Origin of the sequence: Ensifer sp. Root558 (genome assembly GCF_001427045.1) — a bacterium.
In the GTDB taxonomy this organism is placed as follows: domain Bacteria; phylum Pseudomonadota; class Alphaproteobacteria; order Rhizobiales; family Rhizobiaceae; genus Ensifer; species Ensifer adhaerens.
The window spans coordinates 1-22,989 of the sequence record NZ_LMGC01000035.1; the positions used below are offsets into that span (position 1 = coordinate 1).

Below are 22,989 nucleotides of genomic sequence, written 5' to 3' on the forward strand. Positions count from 1 at the left end.
GTTCCGATCGCGATGGAAGAAAAGCTGCGCTTCGCAATCCGCGAAGGCGGCCGTACCGTCGGCGCAGGCATCGTTGCCTCGATCGTCGAGTAATCGACGAGACTGAGGGCGGGAAGACACAAGGCGCATGTGCTATGCGCCTTGGACATACCCGCCCCGAAAGATTTAGTTGGTCGCACGGCTTGCCGAAGACGACGAAATAGTGCAAATGGCGCCCACGCGTGATTTGCACGGTGCTTCGACGTTGTGCGCTCACAGAAAGACAGGCCGGCCACGGCCGCTCAAATAGGAAGGGGCAGGGGAAACCCTGTCCCTCCGATCTTTGAAAAGTTAGCGGACTGGCCGAAATTAAACGAAGTTCACTGCGTGTTTTTCCACGGAAACCGCAAGTAACCTGAACAAGGATAAGTCGTATGAACGGCCAGAACATCCGCATCCGCCTCAAGGCGTTTGATCACCGGATCCTCGACGCCTCGACGCGCGAAATCGTGTCGACTGCAAAGCGTACCGGTGCAAGCGTGCGCGGTCCCGTACCGCTGCCGACGCGCATTGAAAAGTTTACGGTCAACCGCTCGCCGCACGTCGACAAGAAGAGCCGTGAACAGTTCGAAATGCGCACCCACAAGCGCCTTCTCGATATCGTAGACCCGACCCCGCAGACCGTTGACGCGCTGATGAAGCTCGACCTGGCTGCCGGCGTCGACGTGGAAATCAAGCTTTAATAAACAAGGAAGGTACGTGGACCTCGGTCCAACGGCTTCCAAAAACGGGCGACCTCAAGATCGGATGATCTCAAGGAAACCTTAAACCAGAGATGTGAAGGGGCTCGCTCCGTCACTAACTCTCAAGAGGAATGAACCAATGCGTTCAGGTGTGATTGCACAGAAAGTGGGAATGACCCGCGTCTATAACGACGCCGGTGAGCATATCCCGGTTACAGTTTTGAAGCTGGAAAGCTGCCAGGTGGTAGCCCAGCGTACGGAAGAAAAGAACGGCTACGTTGCTGTCCAGCTCGGTGCTGGCCGCTCCAAGGTCAAGAACACGCCGAAGGCGATGCGCGGCCACTTTGCTGCTGCCAACGTCGAGCCGAAGGCGAAGCTCGTCGAGTTCCGCGTTTCCGCGGACAACCTGATCGACATCGGTGCAGAACTGACGGCGAACCATTTCGTCGCCGGTCAGCTCGTCGACGTCACCGGTACCACGATCGGTAAGGGCTTTGCCGGCGCCATCAAGCGCCACAACTTCGGCGGTCTGCGTGCAACGCACGGCGTTTCCGTATCGCACCGTTCGCATGGTTCTACCGGTTCCAACCAGGACCCGGGCCGCGTTTGGAAGGGCAAGCGCATGGCTGGTCACATGGGCCAGACGCGCGTCACCACTCAGAACCTCGAAGTCGTATCGACCGATGAAGACCGCGGTCTGATCCTGGTCAAGGGCGCTGTCCCCGGCTCCAAGGGTGCCTGGATCGTCGTTCGTGACGCCATCAAGTCGGGCACCCCGGAAGGCGCTCCGCGTCCGGCCGCTGTGCGCGCCGAAGCATCGAAGTAAGGGAGCCGAATAATGGATCTCAACGTCAAAACCCTCGAGGGCAAGGACGCAGGAAAGGTTTCTCTTTCTGACGCCATTTTCGGCCTCGAACCCCGTGAAGACATCATTGCCCGCGTCGTTCGCTGGCAGCTCGCCAAGAAGCAGCAGGGCACGCACAAGGCCAAGGGCCGCGCTGAAGTGTCCCGCACCGGCGCCAAGATGTACAAGCAGAAGGGTACGGGCCGCGCCCGCCACCACTCCGCTCGTGCTCCGCAGTTCCGGGGCGGTGGCAAGGCTCATGGCCCGGTTGTTCGCAGCCACGCCCATGACCTGCCGAAGAAGGTTCGCGCCCTCGGCCTGCGCCATGCACTCTCGGCCAAGCTGAAGGCTGAAGAGATCATCGTCATCGACGATCTCGTTGCCAAGGAAGCCAAGACGAAGGCTCTCGCCGGCGTATTCGCGTCGCTCGGTCTCACCAACGCTCTCATCATCGGCGGCGCCGAGATCGAGAACAACTTCAAGCTCGCAGCCCAGAACATCCCGAACGTGGACGTTCTGCCGGTTCAGGGCATCAACGTTTACGACATTCTGCGCCGTGGCAAGCTCGTGCTTTCCAAGGCTGCCGTGGAAGCTCTGGAGGAGCGGTTCAAATGACGGATCTTCGCCACTACGACGTGATCGTGTCCCCCTCGATCACTGAAAAGTCGACGCTGGTTTCCGAACAGAACCAGGTCGTCTTCAACGTCGCCAAGGACGCTTCGAAGCCTGAAATCAAGGCTGCAGTCGAAGCTCTGTTCGGCGTCAAGGTTACGGCCGTGAACACGCTGGTCCGCAAGGGCAAGACGAAGCGTTTCCGCGGCTTTGCCGGAAAGCAGAAGGACGTGAAGAAGGCGGTCATTACGCTCGCCGACGGTCAGTCCATCGACGTCTCCACCGGTCTCTAACGGATAGGCCCATTAGGGTAAAAACCCAAAAGGGAACAAGAAAATGGCATTGAAAAGTTTCAATCCGACGACCCCGAGCCAGCGCCAGCTGGTCATCGTTGACCGGTCCGGCCTCTACAAGGGCAAGCCGGTAAAGGCGCTGACCGAGGGCCTGTCCTCCAAGGGCGGTCGCAACAACCTCGGTCGCATCACCGTTCGCTTCCAGGGCGGCGGTCACAAGCGCACCTATCGTCTGGTGGACTTCAAGCGTCGCAAGTTCGACGTTGAAGGCACGGTCGAGCGTCTGGAATACGACCCGAACCGCACCGCGTTCATCGCGCTCGTCAACTACGCCGACGGCGAAAAGGCCTACATCCTCGCTCCGCAGCGCCTTGCTGCTGGCGACAAGGTCATCGCTTCGGAAAAGGCCGTTGACGTGAAGCCCGGCAACACGATGCCGCTGCAGTACATCCCGGTCGGCTCCATCATCCACAACGTGGAAATGAAGCCGGGCAAGGGCGGCCAGATGGCCCGCTCCGCCGGTACCTACGCACAGCTCGTTGGCCGCGACCAGGGCATGGCGATCCTTCGCCTGAACTCTGGTGAACAGCGCCTGGTGCATGGTTCCTGCCTCGCCTCGATCGGCGCCGTGTCGAACCCCGACCACGGCAACATCAATGACGGTAAGGCTGGTCGTTCGCGTTGGCGTGGCAAGAAGCCGCACGTTCGCGGTGTCGTCATGAACCCGGTTGACCACCCGCACGGCGGTGGTGAAGGCCGTACCTCGGGTGGTCGTCACCCGGTTACCCCGTGGGGCAAGCCCACGAAGGGTAAGCGTACGCGCTCGAACAAGTCGACCGACAAGTTCATCATGCGCTCGCGCCACCAGAAGAAGAAGTAAGAGAGGAAGTCTCGAATGACTCGTTCAGTATGGAAAGGTCCGTTCGTTGACGGTTATCTTCTCAAGAAGGCTGAGAAGGTCCGCGAAGGCGGTCGCAACGAAGTGATCAAGATCTGGAGCCGTCGCTCCACGATCCTTCCGCAGTTTGTCGGTCTCACCTTCGGCGTCTACAACGGCAGCAAGCACGTCCCGGTCAGCGTCAACGAAGACATGGTCGGCCACAAGTTTGGTGAATTCTCTCCGACCCGGACCTACTACGGTCACGGTGCGGACAAGAAGGCAAAGAGGAAGTAACAATGGGCAAGGCAAAAGCCGAACGCCGGCTGAAGGATAATGAGGCGCAGGCAGTTGCGCGCACGATCCGCGTCAGCCCCCAGAAGCTCAACCTGGTTGCCGCGATGATCCGCGGCAAGAAGGTCGATCGCGCTCTGGCCGAACTGGAATTCTCCCGCAAGCGCATTGCAGAGACGGTCAAGAAGACCCTTGAATCTGCCATCGCAAACGCGGAGAACAACCACGATCTCGACGTCGATTCGCTCGTCGTTGCAGAAGCTTACGTTGGCAAGTCGATTGTCATGAAGCGCTTCCACGCTCGTGGTCGCGGCCGTGCATCGCGTGTCGAAAAGCCGTTCTCGCACTTGACGATCGTCGTCCGTGAAGTGGAAGCCAAAGGGGAGGCCGCATAATGGGTCAGAAGATTAATCCGATCGGCTTCCGTCTCGGTATCAACCGGACCTGGGACAGCCGCTGGTTCGCGGACAACGCCGAGTACGGCCAGCTTCTTCACGAAGACCTGAAGATCCGCGCTTACCTGATGGAAGAACTGAAGGCTGCCGGCATCGCCAAGGTGGTAATCGAGCGTCCGCACAAGAAGTGCCGCGTCACGATCCACTCCGCTCGTCCGGGCCTGATCATCGGCAAGAAGGGCGCTGACATCGAGAAGCTCCGCAAGAAGCTTTCCGAGATGACCAGCTCCGAAACGCACCTCAACATCGTTGAAGTGCGCAAGCCGGAAGTCGACGCGACCCTCGTCGCTCAGTCGATTGCCCAGCAGCTCGAGCGCCGCGTGGCTTTCCGCCGTGCGATGAAGCGCGCTGTTCAGTCGGCCATGCGTCTTGGCGCCGAAGGCATCAAGATCACCTGCGCCGGCCGCCTCGGTGGCGCCGAAATCGCTCGTACCGAATGGTACCGCGAAGGTCGCGTTCCGCTGCACACGCTGCGTGCGGACATCGACTACGGCACGGCTGAAGCGGAAACCGCTTTCGGTATCTGCGGCATCAAGGTCTGGATCTTCAAGGGCGAAATCCTTGAGCATGATCCGATGGCTTCGGAGCGTCGCGCGATCGAAAGTGACAACCAGGGCCCGGCAGGCCGTGATCGCGACCGTGGCGATCGTGACCGCCGTCGTGAAAACGCGTAACATTCGCGTTTGGCAGCCAATATCGGAGAAGTAAAAAAATGTTGCAGCCAAAGCGTACGAAGTATCGCAAGCAGTTCAAGGGCCGCATCAAGGGCGTAGCCAAGGGCGGATCTGATCTCGCTTTCGGCGAATTCGGCCTTAAGGCTCAGGAACCCAACCGCGTGAATGCACGCGAGATCGAAGCGGCCCGCCGCGCGATCACGCGTCACATGAAGCGCGCCGGCCGCGTCTGGATCCGTGTGTTCCCTGACGTTCCGGTCACCGCCAAGCCGACGGAAGTCCGCATGGGTAAGGGTAAGGGTTCGGTCGAATACTGGGCATGCAAGGTCAAGCCCGGCCGAATGATGTTTGAGATCGATGGTGTCAGCGAAGAACTTGCCCGTGAGGCACTTCGTCTTGGCGCTGCCAAGCTCTCTGTCAAGACGCGCTTCGTGCAGCGTATCGCAGAGTAAGGAGTGAACTCATGAAAGCCGTAGATGTTCGCGCCCTGAGCGCCGATCAACTCAACGAAGAGCTCGCCAAGCTGAAGAAGGAGCAGTTCAACCTGCGCTTCCAGAAGGCAACCGGCCAGCTCGAGAAGTCTTCGCGTATCAACGAAGTCCGCAAGGACATCGCACGCGTCAAAACCATTGCCCGCCAGAAGGCGGCAGAAGCCAAGGCCTAAGGACCAGAAAATATGCCGAAACGCATTCTGCAGGGCACTGTTGTCAGCGACAAGAACGACAAGACCGTCGTCGTACGGGTCGAGCGCCGCTTTGCGCATCCGATCCTCCAGAAGACCGTCCGTCGCTCCAAGAAGTACAAGGCGCATGACGAAAACAACCAGTACAAGGTTGGTGACGTCGTTTCCATCGAGGAATGTGCGCCGATCTCGAAGGATAAGCGCTGGACGGTAGTCGCCGCCCACGCTTGATTTCAGCAGGTTTTGACGCCAAGACCCTTGCGTCTTGGGAAAATACCTGTATGAAGCACGCAATTGAAGCAGGGGAACGCTCGATTCCGGGCGTTCTTTTGCTTTGAGATGAGCACTATAAGCCGGGCGAGGGGGTTTCGACCCAACCGGCCTGGTAACAACAAGAAGGCGACCTGACATGATTCAGATGCAAACAAACCTCGACGTGGCGGATAATTCCGGCGCACGTCGTGTCATGTGCATCAAGGTGCTGGGCGGCTCCAAGCGCAAGTATGCGTCGGTCGGCGACATCATTGTCGTTTCGATCAAGGAAGCCATTCCGCGCGGCCGCGTAAAGAAGGGTGATGTCATGAAGGCTGTTGTCGTTCGCACTGCGAAGGACATCCGCCGTCCGGATGGCTCTGTCATCCGCTTTGACACCAACGCAGCCGTTCTTATCGATAACAAGAAAGAGCCGATCGGCACTCGTATCTTCGGACCGGTTCCGCGCGAACTTCGCGCCAAGAACCACATGAAGATCATCTCGCTGGCTCCAGAAGTACTCTAAGGGAGCGTTGAGAGATGCAAAAGATTCGCAAAGGCGACAAAGTCGTCGTTCTCACCGGTAAGGACAAGGGTCGTACCGGCGAAGTCGTACAGGTAATGCCGAAGGAAGACCGGGCTGTCGTGCGTGGCGTAAACATGGTGAAGCGTCACCAGCGCCAGACCCAGAGCCAGGAAGCCGGCATCATCAACAAGGAAGCCTCGATCCATCTTTCGAACATCGCGATTGCCGATCCGAAGGACGGCAAGCCGACCCGCGTCGGTTTCAAGATCGATGGCGACAAGAAGGTCCGCGTGGCCAAGCGTTCGGGAGTAGTGATCGATGGCTAAGTCCGCTTACGAGCCGCGGCTCAAGAAGGAATATGTCGAGCGTATTCGTGCGGCTATGCAGGAGAAGTTCTCCTACGCCAACGAAATGCAGATCCCGCGCCTCGACAAGATCGTCATCAACATGGGCGTTGGCGAATCGACGGGCGACTCCAAGAAGCCGACCGTTGCTGCAGCCGACCTCGCAGCGATTGCTGGTCAGAAGCCGGTCATCACCCGCGCTCGCAACTCCATCGCAGGCTTCAAGCTTCGCGAAGGTATGCCGATCGGTGCCAAGGTTACCCTGCGCGGCGTTCGGATGTTTGAGTTCCTGGATCGCCTCGTGAACATTGCGCTTCCGCGCGTTCGCGACTTCCGTGGCCTCAATCCGAAGTCCTTTGACGGACGTGGCAACTTCGCCATGGGCGTCAAGGAACACATTGTGTTCCCTGAGATCAACTACGACAAGGTTGATCAGATGTGGGGCATGGACATCATCGTTTGCACGACGGCTACTAACGACGACGAAGCTCGCGCTCTGCTCACAGAGTTCAACTTCCCGTTCCGTCAGTAATCCGTAACGACAAGCGTAAAGAAGGATAACTGTAATGGCGAAAACGAGCGCAGTTGAAAAGAACAAGCGCCGCCGCAAACTGGTTGCCTCGCAGGCTGCAAAGCGTGCCGCTCTGAAGGCGACCATCATGAACCAGTCTCTGCCGATTGAAGAGCGGTTCAAGGCAACCATCAAGCTGGCAGGCCTGCCGCGCGATGGATCCAAGACCCGCATCCGCAACCGTTGCGAAGTTACCGGCCGTCCGCGCGCCTTCTATCGTAAACTTCGTATGTCGCGTATTGCGCTTCGCGAACTGGGCAACCTCGGCAAGGTGCCGGGTATTGTCAAGTCGAGCTGGTAAGGAGACGGGCACATGGCAATGACTGATCCGCTGGGCGATATGCTCACCCGTATCCGTAACGGCGCGGCTCGCCGCAAGTCGAGCGTTTCCACGCCGGCTTCGAAGCTCCGTGCACGTGTTCTGGATGTTCTTCAGGCTGAAGGCTACATCCGTGGTTACTCCGAAGTCGTATTCGGCAACGGCAAGGCCGAGCTGAACATCGAACTGAAGTACTACGAAGGCGCTTCCGTGATCCGTGAGATCGGACGCGTCTCCAAGCCGGGCCGCCGAGTTTATGTCTCGGTTAAGTCCATTCCGCAGGTCGCGAACGGCCTCGGCATCACCATCCTTTCGACCCCGAAGGGCGTGATGGCCGATCATCAGGCACGCGAACAGAATGTTGGTGGCGAGATCCTTTGCTCCGTCTTCTAATCGAAGACGGTAGCAAGTTCTCCATAGCGAACAGACAGGTATAAAAATGTCTCGTATCGGTAAGAAGCCCGTTCAGGTTCCGGCAGGCGTCACGGCAAGCGTTGATGGCCAGAAGGTAACGGCGAAGGGCCCGAAGGGCGAACTGTTCTTTGTTGCAAACGACGAAGTATCGGTAAAGCTCGAAGAAAATGCGGTTGTTGTACAGCCGCTCAGCCAGAGCAAGGATGCTCGTTCGAAGTGGGGCATGTCCCGCACGATGATCGAGAACATCTTCAAGGGCGTCAAGGACGGTTACGAGCGCAAGCTCGAAATCAACGGCGTTGGTTATCGTGCGTCGCTGCAGGGCAAGAACCTGCAGCTGGCGCTCGGCTTCAGCCACGACGTCGTCTACCAGACCCCGGAAGGCATCACGATTGCTGTTCCGAAGCCGACCGAAATCATCGTGTCCGGCATCAACAAGCAGCAGGTCGGCCAGGTTGCCGCGGAAATCCGCGAATACCGCGGCCCCGAGCCCTACAAGGGCAAGGGCGTCAAGTATGCCGAAGAGCGGATTGTCCGCAAAGAAGGCAAGAAGAAGTAAGGATCACGCGAAATGGCTAGCAGGAAAGATACTCTTGTGCGTCGCGCCAACCGCGTGCGCCGTCAAATCAAGGCGGTCGCCAATGGCCGTCCGCGCCTGTCGGTTCATCGCTCGTCGAAGAACATCTACGTACAGGTTATCGACGACGTGGCCGGTAAGACGCTTGCGTCTGCCTCCACGCTCGATACCGATCTGCGTTCGTCGTTGAAGACGGGCGCTGACACGGCAGCTGCTGCTGCCGTCGGCAAGCTCATCGCTGAGCGTGCCGCCAAGGCTGGCGTCAAGGACGTTGTCTTTGATCGTGGCGCCTTCATCTATCACGGCCGCATCAAGGCTTTGGCCGATGCTGCCCGTGAAGGTGGTCTGAACTTCTGATCGGTCGCCAGGCGGGCGTTGCGCCTGCCTGGCACTCTCATAGGTTTCCGGTCGCATCCGATCCATCGGACGGGGGCGACTTTTGTCAATCTGCCGATTGCACCCGGAAAAGAAAAAGGAAAAGGACAATGGCACAGGAAAGAAAGGGTTCTCGCGAAGATCGCCAGAACCGCGAAGAGCGCGACAGCGAATTTGTCGATAAGCTCGTAGCAATTAACCGCGTCGCCAAGGTGGTGAAGGGCGGTCGTCGTTTCGGTTTCGCCGCTCTCGTCGTCGTTGGCGACCAGAAGGGCCGCGTTGGCTTCGGTCATGGCAAGGCACGCGAAGTGCCGGAAGCCATCCGCAAGGCAACCGAAGCCGCAAAGCGCGACCTGATTTTCGTCCCGCTGCGTGGTGGTCGTACCCTGCATCACGACGTTCACGGCCGTCATGGCGCCGGCAAGGTGCTGCTGCGTTCGGCCAAGGCCGGTACCGGTATCATCGCTGGTGGCCCGATGCGCGCCGTCTTCGAAACGCTCGGCGTTCATGACGTCGTTGCCAAGTCGACCGGTTCGTCGAACCCCTACAACATGGTTCGCGCAACGTTCGACGCCCTCAAGAACCAGATGCACCCGAAGGACATCGCAGCTCAGCGCGGCATGAAGTACGCCACGCTCCAGGCTCGTCGTGTTTCCTCCGGCGCTGCTTCCGAAGAATAAGGGAGCTGACAGATGGCTAAGAAAGAAGTCGCAGCGAAGACCGTTACCGTCGAGCAGGTCGGTAGCCCCATTCGCCGTCCGGCCGTACAGCGTCAGACGCTGATCGGTCTGGGCCTCAACAAGATGCACCGGGTTCGCACGCTGGAAGACACTCCGTCTGTCCGCGGCATGATCCGGACTGTCCAGCACCTCGTTCGCGTCGTCGACGAGAAGTGAGGGGGATAAGCTCATGAAACTGAATGAAATCAAGGACAACGAAGGCTCGACCCACAGCCGTAAGCGTCTTGGCCGTGGTATCGGCTCGGGCTCCGGCAAGACCGCCGGTCGCGGTGTGAAGGGTCAGAAGGCTCGTTCGGGCGTCGCCATCAACGGCTTCGAAGGCGGCCAGATGCCGATCTACCGTCGTCTGCCGAAGCGCGGCTTCAACAACATCTTCGCTTCGGAGTTTGTTGTCGTGTCGCTCGGCCGTATCCAGACGGCAATCGACGCCAAGAAGCTCGACGCTTCCAAGACCGTTGACGCAGCTGCCCTCAAGGCTGCCGGCGTCATCCGTCGCGAAAAGGACGGCGTCCGCGTTCTGGCCGACGGCGAACTGAAGGCGAAGGTTTCGCTCGAAGTTGCCGGTGCTTCCAAGTCGGCGATCGAGAAGATCGAAAAGGCTGGCGGCTCGATCAAGCTGCTCGCTGCGGCTGCTGAATAATATTATTGATGAACCGCCCGGGGTGCTTCACTCCGGGCGGTTTTGCTCCCATATGTGAGCCTCACGTCCGCAAGCGCGAATCGCTCGCCGCGGCGGACATAGCGGAAACCACGGTGAGGCATCCGATTGCAGACACAATCGCCTCGCGTCCGGTTTTCAAGACGAAAAGTTAGTCCTTCCGGAACGGACCGGGTGTTCCCGCTGATTCCGAGATTTGGTACGCGGAGAATTGCATGGCTTCTGCAGCGGAACAGCTCGCCTCGAACCTGAATTTCTCGACTTTCGCCAAGGCGGAAGATCTGAAGAAACGGCTCTGGTTCACGCTTGGTGCGCTTCTGGTTTACCGTCTTGGCACCTATATCCCGCTGCCCGGTCTTAACCCGGAAGCGTTTGCCCAGGCATTCCGCGGCCAGAGCGGCGGTATCCTCGGCCTCTTCAACATGTTTTCGGGCGGTGCAGTTGAGCGCATGGCGATCTTCGCGCTCGGCATCATGCCCTATATCTCTGCTTCGATTATCGTTCAGCTGATGACCTCTGTCGTTCCGGCACTGGAACAGCTGAAGAAGGAAGGCGAGCAGGGCCGCAAGATCATCAACCAGTACACCCGTTACGGCACGGTGCTTCTTGGCACGGCGCAGGCTTACGCCATCGCCGTCGGCCTCGAGAGCGGCAACGGCCTCGTCAACGATCCGGGTTGGTTCTTCCGTGTTTCGACCGTCATTTCTCTGCTTGGCGGCACCATGTTCCTGATGTGGCTCGGTGAACAGATCACCTCGCGCGGCATCGGCAACGGCATCTCGCTGATCATTTTCGCCGGTATCGTCGCACATCTGCCGACGGCGCTCGCCGGCACGCTCGAACTCGGCCGCACCGGCGCTCTGTCCACCCCGCTGATCCTCGCGATCATCGTCATGGTCGTCGGCGTCATCGCGCTCATCGTGTTCGTCGAACGTGCGCAGCGGCGGCTTCTGATCCAGTATCCGAAGCGCCAGGTCGGCAACCGCATGTTCCAGGGCGACACCTCGCACCTGCCGCTGAAGCTCAACACCGCGGGCGTCATCCCGGCGATCTTCGCCTCGTCGCTGCTGCTTCTGCCGGCAACGCTCGCAGGCTTTGCCAACACGGCGACGCTGCCGGGTTGGGCGACCACCGTGGTTGGTGCACTTGCGCACGGCAAGCCGCTCTACATGGTGCTTTACGGTGCGATGATCGCGTTCTTCGCCTTCTTCTACACCGCGATCGTGTTCAATCCGAAGGACACGGCCGACAATCTGAAGAAGCACGGCGGCTTCATTCCGGGCATTCGTCCGGGCGAGCGTACCGCGGAATATATCGATTATGTCCTGACGCGCATCACCGTGATCGGTGCGGCCTATCTGATCTTCGTCTGCATTCTGCCGGAAGTTCTGATCGCTCAGACCGGCGTGCCGTTCTACCTTGGTGGTACGTCGCTTTTGATTGTTGTCAGCGTCACCCTTGATACGGTAGCACAGATCCAGGGCCACCTCATCGCACAGCAATATGAGGGGCTGATCAAGAAGTCGAAGCTGCGCGGAGGAAAGAGGGGACGATGAGACTGATTTTTTTGGGACCGCCGGGCGCTGGCAAGGGGACACAGGCCAAGCTTCTGACGGAGAGATACGGCATTCCGCAGCTTTCCACAGGAGATATGCTGCGGGCGGCCGTCGCCCAGGCGACCGAGGTCGGCAAGCGTGCGAAGGCGGTCATGGATGCCGGTCAGCTGGTATCCGATGAGATCGTCAACGAAATCGTGTCGGATCGCATCGACCAGCCGGACTGCGCGAAGGGGTTCATCCTCGACGGTTACCCGCGCACGGTTCCGCAGGCGATTGCGCTCGGCAAGATGCTCGAGGGCAAGGGTCTGAAGCTCGATGCCGTAATCGAGCTCAAGGTCGACGAGGCAGCCCTTGTAAAGCGGATGGAGAATCGCGTAGCGGAAACCATCGCAGCCGGCGGCACTGTACGTTCGGACGACAATCCGGAAGCCTTCAAGCGCCGGCTGACCGAGTACCGTGAAAAGACGGCGCCGCTCTCCGAGCACTACGCCGGAACGGGGCAGCTCAGAACGGTTGATGGCATGGCGGAAGTGAACACCGTCACCGCCGAGATCGAGAAGATTCTGGCTTAGACACTGGTCTTTGCCGAAAAGGAACTGCCGGGGAGTTGACTTTTCCGGCCGATTCCGCCAAAGACAGCGCCAACTCGCGACATGAGAGCGGTCGGCGCGGTCTTCAAAGAAAATGAAGTCCGGGTACGGTCGTTTTTGACGTGTCTCGAACCTCAATCAACGTGCGGCTCTTCGAGGTCGCGTAACGAAGCACCTATTGCCGGATGGCAACTGGAACGCAAGGAGAATAGACGTGGCACGTATCGCTGGCGTCAACATCCCGACGGCAAAGCGCGTAGTTATTGCGCTGACCTACATTCACGGGATCGGCCCGAAATTCGCACAGGAAATCATCGAGAAGGTCGGTATTCCGGCTGATCGTCGCGTGCATCAGCTGACGGACGCTGAAGTCCTGCAGATCCGCGAAACGATCGACCGCGACTACCAGGTCGAAGGTGACCTGCGTCGCGAGACCTCGATGAACATCAAGCGCCTGATGGACCTCGGCTGCTACCGCGGCCTGCGTCACCGTCGTGGCCTGCCGGTTCGCGGTCAGCGCACCCACACCAACGCTCGCACCCGCAAGGGTCCGGCGAAGGCGATTGCCGGTAAGAAGAAGTAATTTCCCGAAAAGGGAGATTGGGAGGCTGGTGTCAAACGCCGGCCTCCTTTTGCAGTTTGGAAGGGCGTTTGCCTGACCTTTGTTCGGCCGATCCGGCCGGGCGATATGTTCGCCGGACGATATCTCGTCCTGCGGGAAATGAAGATGCAGGGCAGGGGACGTCAAATCCTTTTCCCGGTGGAGCCGCTGGAATTACGGCGGTGCAGAGATCTAAGAAAGGGATCCTATGGCCAAGGAAGCCACCCGCGTTCGCCGTCGCGAACGCAAGAACATCACGTCTGGCGTCGCGCACGTCAATTCGTCGTTCAACAACACCATGATCACCATCACCGACGCACAGGGCAACGCGATTGCCTGGTCGTCTGCCGGTGCCAAGGGGTTCAAGGGTTCGCGTAAGTCGACCCCGTTTGCCGCACAGATCGCCGCTGAAGACTGCGCCAAGAAGGCTCAGGAACACGGCATGAAGTCGCTGGAAGTCGAAGTTTGCGGTCCGGGTTCCGGCCGTGAATCCGCTCTTCGCGCGCTGCAGGCTGCGGGCTTCATGATCACCTCGATCCGCGATGTGACCCCGATCCCGCACAACGGCTGCCGCCCGCGCAAGAAGCGCCGCGTCTGATCATATGCATTCAATATGCCGGTGAGGGCGCAGATGCGCGCTCCCGGTCTTCGGGGCTCGGTTGCCACGATTGGATGGTGGCAACGAACGGAAGGCAGAAAACATGATCCAGAAGAATTGGCAGGAACTGATCAAGCCGAACAAGGTGGAGTTCGTCTCCTCCGGCCGCACCAAGGCAACGTTGGTTGCGGAACCGCTTGAACGCGGCTTCGGTCTGACGCTCGGCAACGCGCTTCGCCGCGTGCTGCTGTCGTCGCTGCGCGGTGCTGCTGTCACCGCAGTGCAGATCGACGGCGTCCTGCACGAGTTCTCCTCTATCCCGGGCGTCCGGGAAGATGTGACGGACATCGTGCTCAACATCAAGGAAATCGCCATCAAGATGGATGGCGACGACGCAAAGCGCATGGTCGTGCGCAAGCAGGGTCCGGGCGTTGTAACCGCCGGTGACATCCAGACGGTTGGCGATATCGAAATCCTCAACCCGAACCATGTGATCTGCACCCTCGACGAGGGCGCTGAGATCCGCATGGAGTTCACCGTCAACAACGGCAAGGGTTACGTGCCGGCTGATCGCAACCGTTCGGAAGATGCTCCGATCGGCCTGATCCCGGTCGACAGCCTGTACTCGCCGGTCAAGAAGGTGTCCTACAAGGTGGAAAACACCCGCGAAGGCCAGGTTCTTGACTATGACAAGCTGACGATGTCCATCGAGACGGACGGTTCCGTCACCGGTGAAGATGCGATCGCATTTGCGGCCCGCATCCTTCAGGACCAGCTGTCGGTCTTCGTCAACTTCGACGAGCCGCAGAAGGAAGCAGAGGAAGAGGCAGTTACCGAACTCGCCTTCAACCCGGCGCTTCTCAAGAAGGTCGACGAACTGGAACTTTCGGTCCGTTCGGCCAACTGCCTGAAGAACGACAACATCGTCTACATCGGCGACCTCATTCAGAAGACCGAAGCAGAAATGCTCCGCACGCCGAATTTTGGTCGCAAGTCGCTGAACGAAATCAAGGAAGTTCTCGCTTCCATGGGCCTGCACCTCGGCATGGAAGTGCCGTCCTGGCCGCCCGAGAACATCGAAGATCTCGCCAAGCGTTACGAAGACCAATACTAACCATTAGACTGCGGGCGAATGCCTGCAAGTGAAGGAGAATAGCCATGCGCCACGGTAAAGCCGGCCGCAAGCTGAATAGAACCGCCAGCCACCGCAAGGCGATGTTTGCCAACATGGCAGCTTCGCTGATCGAACACGAGCAGATCGTTACGACCCTGCCGAAGGCCAAGGAAATCCGCCCGATCGTCGAGAAGCTCGTCACGCTCGGCAAGCGCGGTGACCTGCACGCTCGCCGCCAGGCGATCTCGCAGATCCGCGACGCCGCTGTCGTTGCCAAGCTGTTCGACACGATCGCATCGCGCTACGCCACCCGCAACGGCGGCTACCTGCGCATCATGAAGGCTGGCTTCCGGCACGGCGACAACGCCGCGCTCGCCGTCATCGAATTCGTTGACCGCGACGTCTCGGCAAAGGGCGCGAAGGATCTCGCCCGCGTTGCTGCAGAAGCCGAAGCTGCTGAAGCAGCCTAAGCCGATCGAAGGCAGAAGATTGAAGCGGCCGGGTGTTCGTCACCCGGCCGCTTTTTCTTTTGGGGCTGTTGCTTAGCGTGCGTTTGACGGTGTGCTCGTTCTGTCACCGTTTCGTCGAAATGCGATCGAGGGTCGATGTCCTGGCGAGGCGAAGATGGCCTCAGGCGCTTCCGGCGGCGGTTCTGACCGACGCATTGGCCGCCTGTCGCTTGCGCCGCAGATACGGCTTGCGCACCAGCCGCCAGACAAGCAGTACGGCGACGAGCCCGAGATAAAGCAGCTGTTCGGCGCCGATGACCTTCACCGACATCGAAAAATGCACGGCGCCGGCGGTGGCGATCACATAGGCCAGGCGGTGAAGCGTGTTCCACCGCGTACCGAGCCTGCGGATCGACCAGTTGTTGGAGGTGAGCGCCAGCGGGATCAGCATGACGAGTGCGGCCATGCCGATGGTGATGAAGGGGCGGCGGGCGATGTCGGCCAGTATGCTCGGAAAGTTTAGCCGCTGATCGAGCAGCATGTAGGCGAGGAAATGCATCAGCACATAGTAGAACGCCAGCAAACCTAAGGCCCGCCGATAGCGCAGCCAGTTGATGCCGAATAGGTCGCGAATCGGCGAGATCGCCAATGTCGCGACGAGGAAACGCAGCGCCCAGAGGCCGAGCAGGTGTTCGAATTCCTTGACCGGGTTTCCGGGCAGTTGGCCCGTAGCGCCGAGATAGAATGCATAGGCGGCGGGCAGCAGACCAAAGCCGTAGAGCCCCCAGACCGAGGCCGAATGGTAGCGTTTCGGGAGCGAGGGCAGGCGGGCCATGATCAATAGTTCGCTCTGAGATCCATGCCGGCATAAAGTCCGGCCACCTCGTCGGCATAGCCATTGAAGGGCAGGGTATCGCGCCGGTTGGAGCCGAAGAAGCCGCCACCGCCGATGCGGTTTTCCGTTGCCTGGCTCCAGCGTGGATGATCGACCGCCGGATTGACGTTGGCAAAGAAGCCGTACTCGTTCGGCGCCGAGAGGTTCCAGGTGGACGGTGGCTGGGTTTCCGTGAGCGAAATACGCACGATCGACTTGATCCCCTTGAATCCGTATTTCCAAGGGGTAACCAGCCGGATCGGCGCGCCGTTCTGGTTGGGAAGCGTCTTGCCGTAGACGCCGACGGACAGCAGCGTCAGCGGGTGACGGGCCTCGTCGAGTCTCAGCCCTTCGCGATAGGGCCAGGCAAGCGGCTGGAAGAACCCGGATTGTCCCGGCATTTCGGACGGGCGCACGACGGTTTCGAACGAGACATATTTCGCGCTGCCAAGCGGCTCTACCTTGTCGAGCAGGGCCGAGAGCTGAAACCCGGTCCAGGGGATCACCATCGACCAGGCCTCGACACAGCGCATGCGGTAGACGCGTTCCTCGATCGGGAGCGCTAGCAGTTCCTCGAGCCCGAATTCCTTCGGCTTGCCGACGAGGCCATCGACTTTCACGGTCCAGGGCGTTGGCTTGAAGCTGTTCGAATTGGCAGCAGGGTCGCCCTTGCCGGTCCCGAACTCGTAGAAATTGTTGTAGCTGGTGACGTCGGCCTCCGGCGTCAGGTCTTCGTCGACAGTGTATTTGCTCTTGGGCGCGCCGAGTGCGGCCGCCAGCCCCGTGCCGCTGCCCGCAAGCAGCATGCCGCCGCCGGCAGCAGCCCCTAGGAAGGTGCGGCGGTTGAAAAAGAGGGCCTCCGGGGTGATCTCGGAGGAAACGATTCGCGGCGGGCGGTAAGATGGCATGGTCTTTTCCGAAGTGATTTATGAGCCTTGTCTTCTATGAACTCACCAGACTTTCGATCACCGTGAAAGGGGTTGCGAACCACGTTTTCGTGCGTAGCGCGTGAAGCTGGCAACTTTGCATATCCTGCGCCAACATTTGCCTTTTTTCCCGCGAAATCCTATCTGAACGTAGCCGCGACGAATAGGAGAATGCTTTACATGATCGTAGGTCGAAGAGCGCTTGTTTCGCTCGTCATCGCTGTTTCTCTCGCCTGTCCGGCATTGGCCCAGGAGGCCAAGAGCGTTCCGCAATCGCGGACCGAAATGCAGCTTTCCTTTGCGCCTCTCGTCAAGCAGACGGCAAATGCCGTCGTCAACGTCTATGCCGAGCGGGTGGTCGAGCGCCGTTCGATTTTCTCCGGTGACCCCTTCTTCGAGGAGTTCTTCGGCCAACGCATGCCGAACCGCTCGGAGAAGCAGTCTTCGCTCGGTTCCGGGGTGATCGTCGGCAAGAACGGCATCGTCGTGACCAATAACCACGTCATCGAGGGCGCCGACGATATAAAGGTGGCGCTGGCCGATGGCCGCGAGTTTCCCTGCAAGATCGTGCTCAAGGACGACCGGCTCGACCTCGCTGTTTTGAAGATCCAGTCGGACGGTCCCTTCGACATCGTGCCGCTTGGTGATTCCGATGCAGTCGAGGTCGGCGACCTCGTGCTCGCGATCGGCAACCCCTTCGGCGTCGGCCAGACGGTGACGAGTGGCATCGTCTCGGCGCTCGCGCGCAATCAGGTCTCCTCGGGTGATTTCGGCTTCTTTATCCAGACGGATGCGGCGATCAACCCGGGTAATTCCGGCGGTGGCCTTATCGACATGAACGGCCAGCTCATTGGCATCAACACGGCCATCTTCTCCAAGGGCGGCGGTTCTAACGGCGTTGGCTTTGCCATCCCCGCCAATCTGGTGAAGGTCTTCGTTGCGTCGGCCGAAGGTGGCAACGGCGCCTTCGTGCGTCCTTTCATCGGCGCCAGCTTCGAGCCGGTCACTTCGGAAGTGGCCGAAGCCCTTGGCCTCAGCCGCGCCCGTGGTGCGCTGGTGACCGCCGTCGTGGCCGGTGGCCCGGCCGAACAGGCCGGTATCAAGCCCGGCCAGGTGATCACCGCCGTCAACGGCATCGAGGTCGAACATCCCGACGCACTCGGTTATCGCCTGACGACGGTCGGCATCGGTCATGAGGCGCGCGTCACCGTATCGGAAAACGGCAAGCCGCGGGAAGTGACGATCAAGCTCGACCGGGCGCCCGAGACCTCGCCACGCGATGAACGGCTGATCGAAGGTCGTAACCCCTTCGCCGGTGCAGTCGTTGCCAACCTGTCGCCGCGCCTTGCCGACGAGCTGCGCATGTCGACCTCGCTGCAGGGCGTCGTCGTCATGCAGGTCAACCGCGGTTCGCCCGCCGCCCGCATCGGCCTCGAGCCGAAGGACATCGTGCGGTCGGTCAACGGCACGGCGATCGACACGTCGAAGACGCTGGAACAGGTAATGGCCGACGATGCCTCCTTCTGGCGTGTCGAGATCGAGCGCGACGGCCAGCTCATCCGTCAGTTCTTCCGATGAGCGACCTGTTCACCGCCCACGAACCACCGGAAATGGCGTCGGCAAGACCGCTTGCCGACCGGCTTCGCCCGCGAACGCTTGCCGAAGTCACCGGTCAGGATCACCTGACCGGTGAGGATGGCGTGCTGTCGCGCATGATTGCTTCGGGTTCGCTCGGGTCGATGATCTTCTGGGGGCCGCCCGGAACAGGCAAGACGACCGTGGCGCGGCTGCTTTCGGGGGAGGCGGGTCTCGCCTTCGAGCAGATCTCCGCGATCTTCTCCGGCGTCGCTGATCTCAAGAAGGTGTTCGAGGCGGCGCGGGCAAGGCGCATGTCCGGCCGTCAGACGCTGCTTTTCGTCGACGAGATTCATCGCTTCAACCGGGCACAGCAGGACAGTTTCCTGCCGGTGATGGAAGACGGCACCGTGATCCTTGTCGGCGCGACGACGGAAAACCCATCCTTCGAACTCAACGCCGCTCTCCTGTCCCGAGCCCGGGTGCTGACCTTCAAGCCGCATGGCGAAGACAGTATCGAGGAACTGCTGTCGCGCGCCGAAGAGTCCGAGGGCAAGAAACTGCCGCTCGATGCGGATGCGCGCGCCAGCCTCATCCGCATGGCCGACGGCGACGGTCGCGCTGCGCTGACGCTGGCGGAAGAAGTCTGGCGCGCGGCGCGGCGCGACGAGATCTTCGATGCGGCAGCACTCCAGAACATCGTCCAGCGCCGGGCGCCGGTCTATGACAAGGGCCAGGACGGCCACTACAATCTGATCTCGGCCCTGCACAAGTCGGTGCGTGGCTCTGATCCGGATGCCGCACTCTACTATCTCTGCCGCATGTTCGATGCCGGCGAGGATCCGCTTTATCTCGGGCGGCGCCTGGTGCGCATGGCGGTCGAGGATATCGGCCTTGCCGACCCGCAGGCCCTGGTGATCTGCAACGCCGCCAAGGACGCCTATGACTATCTCGGCTCGCCCGAGGGCGAACTGGCGCTTGCCGAAGCCTGCGTCTATCTCGCGACCGCGCCGAAATCGAACGGCGTCTATACCGCCTACAAGGCAGCGATGCGGGCGGCGAAGGAAAACGGCTCGCTGCTGCCGCCGAAACATATCCTCAACGCCCCGACGAAACTGATGAAGGGTGAGGGCTACGGCGACGGCTACCGCTACGACCATGACGAGCCGGATGCTTTTTCCGGCCAGGACTATTTCCCCGAGAAGATGGGGCGCAGAAACTTCTATGATCCGCCGGAGCGCGGTTTCGAGCGCGAGATCCGCAAGCGGCTGGAATGGTGGGCGAAACTCCGTCGGGAGCGCAACGCACCGTAGGGGCAGACTTGCAGACCCCTCACGTTTCCATGGTTTCAACGACAGCGTGAAATGGTTTAGCTTTGCCGCGGACGCAGGGCTGATTTGCCCTTGACCGCCTTGCCGGCGAAACTGGAGTGTGAGATAGAACCCGCGTTGCAGACGGCTGCACGGTTCGCAAAGGCGATACCGAACATCCGCGGGGACGGCCTCGCTCCAAACTTTGGGAGTTTGACATGGCCTGGTTCCTTCTTCTGCTTGCCGGTATTCTTGAAATCGGCTGGGCAATTGGTCTCAAATACACGGATGGTTTTACGCGGGTGACACCGACGATCCTGACCGTCGGTTCGATGATCCTCAGCATCGCGTTGCTCGGTCTCGCCGTGCGGACCCTGCCGCTCGGTACGGCTTACGCTGTCTGGACCGGCATCGGCACCGTCGGCACCGTGATCCTCGGCATTTTCCTGTTCGCAGAGCCGGCAACCTTCGTTCGCCTTGGCTGCATCGCGCTCATCGTCAGCGGTATCGCCGGCCTGAAGCTGGCCGCTTAACGCTGCGGCTATTGGCTTCCGTTACGTTAGCGCGAACAGAGCCGCTCTGACGCCGACATATTGAACAAAAAAGAAAGCGGGCTGCGCGTCGGAAGACACGCAGCCCGCTTCGCATTCCGTGGTATCCGGTGTCGTCAGCGCAGGGCGTCAAGAACCGTGGCGACCGCCTGCATTTCCTGCCAGCGGTTCTCGCGGCGGCGGAAGGCCTCCTCGTCGGTTCCCCAATGTTCGATCTGCCAGTCCTCGTCGACATGGGCGGCCGTCCAGGCTTCTTCGGCGGATATCCGGCCGGAAGCGAAGGCGAGCGCCAGCAACGCAGAGCCGGTGAGGCTCGTCACCGTGTGGACGCAGGTGAGGCCGAGCGGGGTTGCGAAGGCGCGCAGGCCTTCGGCATAGGCGGAAAGTGCTTCCTCCGGCTGCTCCTGGTGGATCACGCCTTCGGCGAGGATGAAACGGGCGCCGAGTGCCTGCTGGGCCCACTCGATCACCGGGTTCCAGATTTCGTTCTGGCGGGCGACAAGGCCTTCCGGGCTATCGGCGCGATAGCAGAGCATGTCCGTTCCGGCGAAACGCAGGATATCGTCGAAGACCGAGCGCTGGTCCTTGGCGACGCCGTCAAGTGCGGTATTGACGATACGCGTGATCGGCATCTTGCCGGGATCGATGACCTCTGCCTGCGCATCCCATTCGGCGGCGAGCATGTCGGCGAGCTTGCGCGTCGGCACGGCAAGCGGCTGCTTGGCCGGCGTGCGCACGGTGCGGCCGTCGAGCAGCACCGCGTGCGTATCGCCATCGGCCGCGGCCACGCTGACGTCCTTGTAGAAGCGCTTCGGTAGTGGCTTCAGCATCTGGATTTGCGCGCGGCGGACCGGATCCTCGTGGCTCATCGCACCGCTGAGTTCGTCGCGAATATCAGACATGATTGTGTTCCATCCATTCAATGATGTCGGCCGGCGTCCGGGCAACGAAATCCGCGCCCGCCTCGATGAGGTCGGGAACGGAAGCATAGCCCCAGGCGACGCCGATGGCGGATGCTCCAGCGGCCTTGGCCATCTGCATGTCGTAGATCGCGTCGCCGATGACGACCGTATCCTTCGCATCGATGCCGGCTTCAAAGCAGCATTCCGTCACCATGGCCGGATGCGGCTTGGAGGGGCAGTCGTCGGCGGTGCGGGACACGAAGAAGATCCGGTCGAAGCCGTGAGTCTCGGAAATATGCGTCAGGCCGCGACGCGACTTGCCGGTTACGGCGCCGATCAACAGTGCGTCGCGTGACGACAGCGTCTGCATCATGTCGGCGATACCCGGAAACAGAAGCTCCTGGAAGCCTGCCTCTGCGCGAACGCCGGCGAAGATCGACTTGTAGTGCGCCGTCATCGCCAGCGCCTGATCGTCGACATGTTCGCGGCCGAGCAGGCGCGCGATGGCAATGTCGAGGGTCAAGCCGATAATGCTCTTGGTTGCCGAGAGGGGCGGGCGCTCGAGATCGAAGGCCTCGAAGGTGCGCGCCATCACTTCATGGATCAGGCCTCCGCTATCGACCAGCGTACCGTCACAATCAAAAAGCGCCAGTTTCATCAGTCGTCCTCGCCAGGCTCGTTCTCTTCGAAGCCCAGCAGGTTCCAGCTCTGGACCATGTGCGGTGGCAGCGGTGCGGTCACGCGCAGGCGGCCACCGTCCGGGTGAGGAATATCGATATGGCGCGCGTGCAGATGCAGACGGTTCTGCATGCCGCCGGGCAGGCTCCAGTTGATATCGGCGTCGAAATATTTGGGGTCGCCGAGGATCGGGTGTCCAATGTGCAGTGCATGGACGCGAAGCTGATGGGTGCGGCCGGTATAGGGCTCCATCTCCAGCCAGGCGAGGTTCTGTGCGGCCTGTTCGCGAATACGGTAGTAGGAGATGGCGTGGTCGGCACCGTCTTCGCCGTGTTTGGCGATGCGCATACGGTCGCCATCCGGCGTCTGCTCCTTGACGAGCCAGGTGGAGATGCGGTCTTCGCGCTTGCGCGGCACGCCCTTGACCAGCGCCCAGTAGGTCTTTTTGGTGTCGCGCTCGCGGAAGGCGGCGGTCAGCTTCTGCGCTGCACCCCGGGTGCGGGCGATCACCAAGACGCCTGACGTGTCGCGGTCGAGCCGGTGGACGAGACGCGGCTTTTCGCCCTTCTGGTTGGTCCAGGCTTCAAGCATCTTGTCGATATGTCGGTTGACGCCCGAGCCGCCCTGAACGGCAAGGCCGGCAGGCTTGTTGAGCACGATAACCTTGGCGTCCTCGTGCAGCACCATGCGCGACAGCAGTTCGCCGTCGGGTGAGTTCCTGAGGTCGCGTCCGGCGATCGGCCCGGTCTTGGTTTCCTTGGGATCCACTCCGAGCGGCGGAATGCGGATCGTCTGGCCGGGCTGGATCCGCGTGTCGGATTTGGCGCGGGCACCGTCGACGCGGATCTGGCCGGAGCGCAAAAGCTTCTGCAGCGGGCCGAAGCCCAGTCCCGGAAAATGCACCTTGAACCAGCGATCCAGGCGCATGCCCGCCTCGTCACCGTCCACCTGCCTGTGTTCTATGCCTGCCATTTGAGCGAACCTGCCTTCTGTTTGGTCGCAGCGTCGCGCGTCGGTCCGAAGCCCCTGCGTT

At 60.6% G+C, this 22,989-nt stretch carries 35 protein-coding genes and 1 pseudogene; 31 read left to right on the plus strand and 5 right to left on the minus strand.

Annotation, left to right across the window (positions count from 1 at the left end; translation table 11 throughout):
- The 28 genes and pseudogenes from ASD63_RS34555 to rplQ form a co-directional block, all read left to right on the plus strand.
- Window positions 1-93 (plus strand): annotated as a pseudogene (locus ASD63_RS34555) (elongation factor Tu); the annotation flags it as partial.
- Window positions 94-413: 320 nt separating this feature from the next.
- Window positions 414-722 (plus strand): 30S ribosomal protein S10, encoded by a 309-nt coding sequence (rpsJ, locus tag ASD63_RS26250; RefSeq protein ID WP_003507767.1) that lies wholly within the window; start codon window positions 414-416, stop codon window positions 720-722.
- Window positions 723-861: 139 nt separating this feature from the next.
- Window positions 862-1,548, plus strand: coding sequence for a 50S ribosomal protein L3 (rplC, locus tag ASD63_RS26255; RefSeq protein WP_034795518.1), 687 nt, complete (start codon window positions 862-864; stop codon window positions 1,546-1,548).
- 12 nt (window positions 1,549-1,560) lie between these two features.
- The gene (gene rplD / locus ASD63_RS26260) at window positions 1,561-2,181 is read left to right on the plus strand and encodes a 50S ribosomal protein L4 (RefSeq protein ID WP_034795521.1); all 621 of its coding nucleotides are present in this window, start codon (window positions 1,561-1,563) and stop codon (window positions 2,179-2,181) included.
- Window positions 2,178-2,471 carry a 50S ribosomal protein L23 gene (locus tag ASD63_RS26265; protein WP_034795524.1) on the plus strand — a complete coding sequence of 98 codons (294 nt, stop codon included), beginning with the start codon at window positions 2,178-2,180 and terminating at the stop codon, window positions 2,469-2,471. Before rplD ends, ASD63_RS26265 begins: the two co-directional genes overlap by 4 nt.
- Before the next feature lie 43 nt (window positions 2,472-2,514).
- Entirely contained in the window at window positions 2,515-3,351 is an 837-nt protein-coding gene (gene rplB / locus ASD63_RS26270; protein ID WP_034795526.1) for a 50S ribosomal protein L2, read from the plus strand.
- Window positions 3,352-3,366: 15 nt separating this feature from the next.
- On the plus strand, window positions 3,367-3,645 hold the full coding sequence (gene rpsS, locus ASD63_RS26275) for a 30S ribosomal protein S19 (RefSeq protein WP_018239488.1): 279 nt from the start codon (window positions 3,367-3,369) through the stop codon (window positions 3,643-3,645).
- A gap of 2 nt (window positions 3,646-3,647) precedes the next feature.
- Window positions 3,648-4,037, plus strand: a complete 390-nt coding sequence (rplV, locus tag ASD63_RS26280) for a 50S ribosomal protein L22 (RefSeq protein WP_034795534.1) — start codon at window positions 3,648-3,650, stop codon at window positions 4,035-4,037.
- Window positions 4,037-4,771 (plus strand): 30S ribosomal protein S3, encoded by a 735-nt coding sequence (gene rpsC, locus ASD63_RS26285; protein ID WP_034795537.1) that lies wholly within the window; start codon window positions 4,037-4,039, stop codon window positions 4,769-4,771. The genes rplV and rpsC overlap by 1 nt, the downstream gene beginning before the upstream one ends.
- 38 nt (window positions 4,772-4,809) lie before the next feature.
- Window positions 4,810-5,223 (plus strand): 50S ribosomal protein L16, encoded by a 414-nt coding sequence (rplP, locus tag ASD63_RS26290; RefSeq protein ID WP_011975175.1) that lies wholly within the window; start codon window positions 4,810-4,812, stop codon window positions 5,221-5,223.
- Between the two features lie 11 nt (window positions 5,224-5,234).
- Window positions 5,235-5,435 carry a 50S ribosomal protein L29 gene (gene rpmC, locus ASD63_RS26295; RefSeq protein WP_034795543.1) on the plus strand — a complete coding sequence of 67 codons (201 nt, stop codon included), beginning with the start codon at window positions 5,235-5,237 and terminating at the stop codon, window positions 5,433-5,435.
- A 12-nt stretch (window positions 5,436-5,447) separates the two neighbouring features.
- Window positions 5,448-5,684: a 30S ribosomal protein S17 gene (gene rpsQ / locus ASD63_RS26300; protein ID WP_034795546.1), complete on the plus strand. Its 237-nt coding sequence runs from the start codon at window positions 5,448-5,450 to the stop codon at window positions 5,682-5,684.
- A 178-nt stretch (window positions 5,685-5,862) separates the two neighbouring features.
- Window positions 5,863-6,231, plus strand: a complete 369-nt coding sequence (gene rplN, locus ASD63_RS26305) for a 50S ribosomal protein L14 (protein ID WP_034795548.1) — start codon at window positions 5,863-5,865, stop codon at window positions 6,229-6,231.
- A gap of 14 nt (window positions 6,232-6,245) precedes the next feature.
- The gene (gene rplX, locus ASD63_RS26310; RefSeq protein WP_025426674.1) at window positions 6,246-6,557 is read left to right on the plus strand and encodes a 50S ribosomal protein L24; all 312 of its coding nucleotides are present in this window, start codon (window positions 6,246-6,248) and stop codon (window positions 6,555-6,557) included.
- Complete coding sequence (gene rplE / locus ASD63_RS26315; RefSeq protein WP_034795552.1) at window positions 6,550-7,107, plus strand: 50S ribosomal protein L5; 558 nt, start codon at window positions 6,550-6,552, stop codon at window positions 7,105-7,107. The genes rplX and rplE overlap by 8 nt, the downstream gene beginning before the upstream one ends.
- A 34-nt stretch (window positions 7,108-7,141) precedes the next feature.
- On the plus strand, window positions 7,142-7,447 hold the full coding sequence (gene rpsN, locus ASD63_RS26320) for a 30S ribosomal protein S14 (protein WP_034795562.1): 306 nt from the start codon (window positions 7,142-7,144) through the stop codon (window positions 7,445-7,447).
- A gap of 12 nt (window positions 7,448-7,459) precedes the next feature.
- Window positions 7,460-7,858, plus strand: coding sequence for a 30S ribosomal protein S8 (rpsH, locus tag ASD63_RS26325; protein WP_025426677.1), 399 nt, complete (start codon window positions 7,460-7,462; stop codon window positions 7,856-7,858).
- Between the two features lie 46 nt (window positions 7,859-7,904).
- Window positions 7,905-8,438: a 50S ribosomal protein L6 gene (rplF, locus tag ASD63_RS26330; RefSeq protein WP_034795564.1), complete on the plus strand. Its 534-nt coding sequence runs from the start codon at window positions 7,905-7,907 to the stop codon at window positions 8,436-8,438.
- Window positions 8,439-8,450: 12 nt separating this feature from the next.
- Window positions 8,451-8,813, plus strand: coding sequence for a 50S ribosomal protein L18 (rplR, locus tag ASD63_RS26335; RefSeq protein WP_034795567.1), 363 nt, complete (start codon window positions 8,451-8,453; stop codon window positions 8,811-8,813).
- 128 nt (window positions 8,814-8,941) lie between these two features.
- Window positions 8,942-9,511, plus strand: coding sequence for a 30S ribosomal protein S5 (gene rpsE, locus ASD63_RS26340; protein WP_034795569.1), 570 nt, complete (start codon window positions 8,942-8,944; stop codon window positions 9,509-9,511).
- 12 nt (window positions 9,512-9,523) lie between these two features.
- Window positions 9,524-9,727 carry a 50S ribosomal protein L30 gene (gene rpmD, locus ASD63_RS26345; RefSeq protein WP_034795572.1) on the plus strand — a complete coding sequence of 68 codons (204 nt, stop codon included), beginning with the start codon at window positions 9,524-9,526 and terminating at the stop codon, window positions 9,725-9,727.
- A 13-nt stretch (window positions 9,728-9,740) separates the two neighbouring features.
- Window positions 9,741-10,211: a 50S ribosomal protein L15 gene (gene rplO / locus ASD63_RS26350; RefSeq protein ID WP_034795576.1), complete on the plus strand. Its 471-nt coding sequence runs from the start codon at window positions 9,741-9,743 to the stop codon at window positions 10,209-10,211.
- Window positions 10,212-10,444: 233 nt separating this feature from the next.
- The gene (secY, locus tag ASD63_RS26355; protein WP_034795578.1) at window positions 10,445-11,785 is read left to right on the plus strand and encodes a preprotein translocase subunit SecY; all 1,341 of its coding nucleotides are present in this window, start codon (window positions 10,445-10,447) and stop codon (window positions 11,783-11,785) included.
- The gene (locus ASD63_RS26360; protein ID WP_034795582.1) at window positions 11,782-12,360 is read left to right on the plus strand and encodes an adenylate kinase; all 579 of its coding nucleotides are present in this window, start codon (window positions 11,782-11,784) and stop codon (window positions 12,358-12,360) included. The genes secY and ASD63_RS26360 overlap by 4 nt, the downstream gene beginning before the upstream one ends.
- A 232-nt stretch (window positions 12,361-12,592) precedes the next feature.
- Entirely contained in the window at window positions 12,593-12,961 is a 369-nt protein-coding gene (gene rpsM / locus ASD63_RS26365) for a 30S ribosomal protein S13 (RefSeq protein WP_034795586.1), read from the plus strand.
- A 226-nt stretch (window positions 12,962-13,187) separates the two neighbouring features.
- Entirely contained in the window at window positions 13,188-13,577 is a 390-nt protein-coding gene (gene rpsK, locus ASD63_RS26370) for a 30S ribosomal protein S11 (protein WP_003536496.1), read from the plus strand.
- A gap of 103 nt (window positions 13,578-13,680) precedes the next feature.
- Entirely contained in the window at window positions 13,681-14,691 is a 1,011-nt protein-coding gene (locus ASD63_RS26375; protein WP_034795592.1) for a DNA-directed RNA polymerase subunit alpha, read from the plus strand.
- A gap of 44 nt (window positions 14,692-14,735) precedes the next feature.
- Complete coding sequence (rplQ, locus tag ASD63_RS26380) at window positions 14,736-15,161, plus strand: 50S ribosomal protein L17 (RefSeq protein WP_034795595.1); 426 nt, start codon at window positions 14,736-14,738, stop codon at window positions 15,159-15,161.
- A gap of 160 nt (window positions 15,162-15,321) precedes the next feature.
- Here rplQ and msrQ read toward each other — a convergent pair whose 3' ends face one another.
- Both msrQ and msrP read right to left on the minus strand, forming a co-directional pair.
- On the minus strand, window positions 15,322-15,975 hold the full coding sequence (msrQ, locus tag ASD63_RS26385) for a protein-methionine-sulfoxide reductase heme-binding subunit MsrQ (RefSeq protein ID WP_034795611.1): 654 nt from the start codon (window positions 15,973-15,975) through the stop codon (window positions 15,322-15,324).
- A gap of 2 nt (window positions 15,976-15,977) precedes the next feature.
- Window positions 15,978-16,922 (minus strand): protein-methionine-sulfoxide reductase catalytic subunit MsrP, encoded by a 945-nt coding sequence (gene msrP, locus ASD63_RS26390; protein WP_034795613.1) that lies wholly within the window; start codon window positions 16,920-16,922, stop codon window positions 15,978-15,980.
- A gap of 198 nt (window positions 16,923-17,120) precedes the next feature.
- Here msrP and ASD63_RS26395 point away from each other — a divergent pair, with 198 nt between their 5' ends.
- The 3 genes from ASD63_RS26395 (at window position 17,121) to sugE (ending at window position 20,358) form a co-directional block, all read left to right on the plus strand.
- Entirely contained in the window at window positions 17,121-18,518 is a 1,398-nt protein-coding gene (locus ASD63_RS26395) for a DegQ family serine endoprotease (protein WP_034795616.1), read from the plus strand.
- Window positions 18,515-19,828 carry a replication-associated recombination protein A gene (locus tag ASD63_RS26400; RefSeq protein WP_034795619.1) on the plus strand — a complete coding sequence of 438 codons (1,314 nt, stop codon included), beginning with the start codon at window positions 18,515-18,517 and terminating at the stop codon, window positions 19,826-19,828. Before ASD63_RS26395 ends, ASD63_RS26400 begins: the two co-directional genes overlap by 4 nt.
- 215 nt (window positions 19,829-20,043) lie before the next feature.
- Window positions 20,044-20,358 carry a quaternary ammonium compound efflux SMR transporter SugE gene (sugE, locus tag ASD63_RS26405; RefSeq protein ID WP_034795623.1) on the plus strand — a complete coding sequence of 105 codons (315 nt, stop codon included), beginning with the start codon at window positions 20,044-20,046 and terminating at the stop codon, window positions 20,356-20,358.
- 134 nt (window positions 20,359-20,492) lie between these two features.
- On the opposite strand, the gene ASD63_RS26410 is transcribed toward sugE, so the two are convergent.
- The 3 genes from ASD63_RS26410 to ASD63_RS26420 are packed head-to-tail and all read right to left on the minus strand — an operon-like array spanning window position 20,493 to window position 22,928.
- The gene (locus tag ASD63_RS26410; RefSeq protein WP_034795626.1) at window positions 20,493-21,278 is read right to left on the minus strand and encodes an ATP12 family chaperone protein; all 786 of its coding nucleotides are present in this window, start codon (window positions 21,276-21,278) and stop codon (window positions 20,493-20,495) included.
- Complete coding sequence (locus tag ASD63_RS26415) at window positions 21,271-21,936, minus strand: HAD-IA family hydrolase (protein WP_034795628.1); 666 nt, start codon at window positions 21,934-21,936, stop codon at window positions 21,271-21,273. The genes ASD63_RS26410 and ASD63_RS26415 overlap by 8 nt, the downstream gene beginning before the upstream one ends.
- Window positions 21,936-22,928, minus strand: a complete 993-nt coding sequence (locus ASD63_RS26420; protein WP_034795631.1) for an RluA family pseudouridine synthase — start codon at window positions 22,926-22,928, stop codon at window positions 21,936-21,938. Before ASD63_RS26420 ends, ASD63_RS26415 begins: the two co-directional genes overlap by 1 nt.
- Window positions 22,929-22,989 lie beyond the last annotated feature (61 nt).

Coding starts and splice junctions, on each gene's coding strand:
- rpsJ (WP_003507767.1), top strand. CDS start 414: ATGAACGGCCAGAACATCCGCATCCGCCTCAAGGCGTTTGATCACCGG.
- rplC (WP_034795518.1), top strand. CDS start 862: ATGCGTTCAGGTGTGATTGCACAGAAAGTGGGAATGACCCGCGTCTAT.
- rplD (WP_034795521.1), top strand. CDS start 1,561: ATGGATCTCAACGTCAAAACCCTCGAGGGCAAGGACGCAGGAAAGGTT.
- ASD63_RS26265 (WP_034795524.1), top strand. CDS start 2,178: ATGACGGATCTTCGCCACTACGACGTGATCGTGTCCCCCTCGATCACT.
- rplB (WP_034795526.1), top strand. CDS start 2,515: ATGGCATTGAAAAGTTTCAATCCGACGACCCCGAGCCAGCGCCAGCTG.
- rpsS (WP_018239488.1), top strand. CDS start 3,367: ATGACTCGTTCAGTATGGAAAGGTCCGTTCGTTGACGGTTATCTTCTC.
- rplV (WP_034795534.1), top strand. CDS start 3,648: ATGGGCAAGGCAAAAGCCGAACGCCGGCTGAAGGATAATGAGGCGCAG.
- rpsC (WP_034795537.1), top strand. CDS start 4,037: ATGGGTCAGAAGATTAATCCGATCGGCTTCCGTCTCGGTATCAACCGG.
- rplP (WP_011975175.1), top strand. CDS start 4,810: ATGTTGCAGCCAAAGCGTACGAAGTATCGCAAGCAGTTCAAGGGCCGC.
- rpmC (WP_034795543.1), top strand. CDS start 5,235: ATGAAAGCCGTAGATGTTCGCGCCCTGAGCGCCGATCAACTCAACGAA.
- rpsQ (WP_034795546.1), top strand. CDS start 5,448: ATGCCGAAACGCATTCTGCAGGGCACTGTTGTCAGCGACAAGAACGAC.
- rplN (WP_034795548.1), top strand. CDS start 5,863: ATGATTCAGATGCAAACAAACCTCGACGTGGCGGATAATTCCGGCGCA.
- rplX (WP_025426674.1), top strand. CDS start 6,246: ATGCAAAAGATTCGCAAAGGCGACAAAGTCGTCGTTCTCACCGGTAAG.
- rplE (WP_034795552.1), top strand. CDS start 6,550: ATGGCTAAGTCCGCTTACGAGCCGCGGCTCAAGAAGGAATATGTCGAG.
- rpsN (WP_034795562.1), top strand. CDS start 7,142: ATGGCGAAAACGAGCGCAGTTGAAAAGAACAAGCGCCGCCGCAAACTG.
- rpsH (WP_025426677.1), top strand. CDS start 7,460: ATGGCAATGACTGATCCGCTGGGCGATATGCTCACCCGTATCCGTAAC.
- rplF (WP_034795564.1), top strand. CDS start 7,905: ATGTCTCGTATCGGTAAGAAGCCCGTTCAGGTTCCGGCAGGCGTCACG.
- rplR (WP_034795567.1), top strand. CDS start 8,451: ATGGCTAGCAGGAAAGATACTCTTGTGCGTCGCGCCAACCGCGTGCGC.
- rpsE (WP_034795569.1), top strand. CDS start 8,942: ATGGCACAGGAAAGAAAGGGTTCTCGCGAAGATCGCCAGAACCGCGAA.
- rpmD (WP_034795572.1), top strand. CDS start 9,524: ATGGCTAAGAAAGAAGTCGCAGCGAAGACCGTTACCGTCGAGCAGGTC.
- rplO (WP_034795576.1), top strand. CDS start 9,741: ATGAAACTGAATGAAATCAAGGACAACGAAGGCTCGACCCACAGCCGT.
- secY (WP_034795578.1), top strand. CDS start 10,445: ATGGCTTCTGCAGCGGAACAGCTCGCCTCGAACCTGAATTTCTCGACT.
- ASD63_RS26360 (WP_034795582.1), top strand. CDS start 11,782: ATGAGACTGATTTTTTTGGGACCGCCGGGCGCTGGCAAGGGGACACAG.
- rpsK (WP_003536496.1), top strand. CDS start 13,188: ATGGCCAAGGAAGCCACCCGCGTTCGCCGTCGCGAACGCAAGAACATC.
- ASD63_RS26375 (WP_034795592.1), top strand. CDS start 13,681: ATGATCCAGAAGAATTGGCAGGAACTGATCAAGCCGAACAAGGTGGAG.
- rplQ (WP_034795595.1), top strand. CDS start 14,736: ATGCGCCACGGTAAAGCCGGCCGCAAGCTGAATAGAACCGCCAGCCAC.
- msrQ (WP_034795611.1), bottom strand. CDS start 15,975: ATGGCCCGCCTGCCCTCGCTCCCGAAACGCTACCATTCGGCCTCGGTC.
- msrP (WP_034795613.1), bottom strand. CDS start 16,922: ATGCCATCTTACCGCCCGCCGCGAATCGTTTCCTCCGAGATCACCCCG.
- ASD63_RS26395 (WP_034795616.1), top strand. CDS start 17,121: ATGATCGTAGGTCGAAGAGCGCTTGTTTCGCTCGTCATCGCTGTTTCT.
- ASD63_RS26400 (WP_034795619.1), top strand. CDS start 18,515: ATGAGCGACCTGTTCACCGCCCACGAACCACCGGAAATGGCGTCGGCA.
- sugE (WP_034795623.1), top strand. CDS start 20,044: ATGGCCTGGTTCCTTCTTCTGCTTGCCGGTATTCTTGAAATCGGCTGG.
- ASD63_RS26410 (WP_034795626.1), bottom strand. CDS start 21,278: ATGTCTGATATTCGCGACGAACTCAGCGGTGCGATGAGCCACGAGGAT.
- ASD63_RS26415 (WP_034795628.1), bottom strand. CDS start 21,936: ATGAAACTGGCGCTTTTTGATTGTGACGGTACGCTGGTCGATAGCGGA.
- ASD63_RS26420 (WP_034795631.1), bottom strand. CDS start 22,928: ATGGCAGGCATAGAACACAGGCAGGTGGACGGTGACGAGGCGGGCATG.